The sequence below is a fragment of the Streptococcus pluranimalium genome, assembly GCF_047785705.1.
GTDB classification, from domain to species: Bacteria; Bacillota; Bacilli; order Lactobacillales; family Streptococcaceae; genus Streptococcus; species Streptococcus pluranimalium_A.
This window is the reverse complement of the sequence record NZ_JBLOJV010000077.1, coordinates 1-2,150: the sequence shown is the minus strand read 5'-3', so window position 1 is coordinate 2,150 and position 2,150 is coordinate 1. Positions and strand designations below refer to the sequence as shown.

Here is a 2,150-nt window from a genome sequence, read left to right as displayed (position 1 = left end):
GCCAATAGCCTAGCTTACAAAAGGAGATTTTTATGTATTTTAACCGTCATAATGCCCAGCCCAAAAACTGGCGCATGTACAAAAAGGGCAAGACCTTTTTATACGGCTGCTCCCTGGTCCTAGCGACGGGGATCGCCCTATCGGCACCCAGTCTTAGCGTTTGAGCTGAGAGTCCCCAGGCGGCAGACCAAGGGGCCACAGCCCAGCCTGACCAGGACCCCCTAGCTACTCAGCCCTCTGAGCCGACACCAGCCCCAACCCCACAGCCAGTGGCAGTGGAGGCCAAAGCGCCCCACCTAGACCCTATCGCCAAGACAGGACTGGTCTTTAGTGCCTCCCTCACCCCAGAGGATTTTCTAACCAACAGCGCTGACCTCAAAGCCCAAGGTGCCAGCATTAGTTTTGCCAAAGGGCAGCCAAGCCTACACGCCACCAACGTCAGCCTCACAGTCACCTATCCAGATGGGACCAAGACCCTTATACAAGTCCCCCTCACACAGATGGTCCAACCAGCTGAAACGGTCTCAACACTGGACCAATCCCAATCACCCTCAGCCCCTGAAAGCCCAGCCGCTCTTGAAAGCGCCCCCGCTGACAGCTCAGAGCAAGCAGCCCCAGCAGAAGCAGCGCAAGGCAAGAGGAGGGTGAAACGAGCTGAACCTTTGACGACTCCGACCAAGGGAGAAATCTTTGTGGATGTTCCGCTTGAAGTTGATGGCGAGAAAATATTGTGGATGGATAAAATTTTGCCAAAGGACTATGATGCTGAGGCTAATACCCTAACCCTTAGAGGTCAAGGTAAGCCAGGAGAAAGACTTGCTTTGCGCGGAACTTTAAGAGTGGGCGATTTTATAGGAATGGACAATAGGTATATCAAAAATGATATGAGTCCTTTTCATTCATCTGACTTAGCCGACGACATATTAATCACTAGTGACGGAAGATGGGAGAAGACGATTAATCTAAACCAACTCCATATCTCTTTCTCACCAGACTTAAACACAGTCACCTATCACAAGGAAGATGTGAGGACACGCTTAGACTATGAGAATCTTTCTGCATATCGCTTCTATACTTCTTTCTCAGCTAGTTATAAAACAGATGGGTATGGTTTAGGGCTTCCTAGCTCAGGTTTTCAAAATAGAAACTATTTTAAAAGAAAAAAAATGTTAATTAATGGACCTAATCTTGTTTTTGATAGAAATGATCAGTCCTTTTTATTGCCAACAATAACTGATGAGGTTTTTTTTACTTTTAATGATGTCTCATTTAAAAAAATAAACGTAGCAGAAAACAAGACCGATATTTATTTGCTGAAACCATTAAGATCTAATTTTTCATATAATTATCTACCTGAAAAGGGCTTATTTTTGAATTTCGTATACGGAGAGCATTTTAAACCGCAGTACAAAGGTAGGAGTGACCCAAAGGAAAATGCTTTAAGTTATGTGGAGATTCCTGATGAGATTATGAGAAGATACTTCAATAACTACAGATCTGATGCTGATGGTAGTAAATTAATGCTTGCCAAAGAACCAGGTATGTTTATGTTCAAATTTCCTGTCCCTGGTATTGAAACAAGAAGTATTTATAATGAAGACGGTACAGTGAAAGAAAACTTTCAGGATAAGATGTACGCTACGAATGGTTTCTTGGAGGGAACCTTTACCCTCATCGCCTACACCACCCGCATCACCCCTGTCACAGGCGAGCCCATTGGCGTGCCAGACCTAGAAGCCATCAGCCCAGAAGACCGCCAACGAGCCCTAGCCAACTTTAAGGCCATCAACCAAGACACGCCACATTTCCTAAAAGGAGTCTCAGGAGAGACAGGCGCAGGTGGCATTGATAGCCAGGTCACCATTGATGAGAAGGGCAACATCATCGTGACATACGATGATTTCTCTAAAGACCGCATTCCCTACACCCAGATCTTTAAAAAGGTAGAGCAGCTGGCCTTGGTCAACAAGCCCAAGCTCCAAGCCATCACCCCAACCACGGTTGATGACATGACCGCCCTTGAAGCGCCAGAAAAAGCCGCCATCAAGGCTGAGATCCTCCTCAAAAACCCAGACCTAGTCGCTCTCCTCAAAGACGGCGAAAATGGCATCGACGTCAGCCCAACCGGTGACGTCACCATCACCTACACC

Annotated in this window: 2 protein-coding genes; both read left to right on the top strand. The window is 46.6% G+C overall.

The window, feature by feature from the left end:
- The first annotated feature begins 32 nt into the window (after positions 1-32).
- Positions 33-164: a KxYKxGKxW signal peptide domain-containing protein gene (locus tag ACMZ6Z_RS09265; protein ID WP_416130971.1), complete on the top strand. Its 132-nt coding sequence runs from the start codon at positions 33-35 to the stop codon at positions 162-164.
- Positions 165-275: 111 nt separating this feature from the next.
- The coding region (locus ACMZ6Z_RS09260) for a hypothetical protein (RefSeq protein WP_416132242.1) at positions 276-2,150 on the top strand (1,875 nt) is incomplete at its 3' end.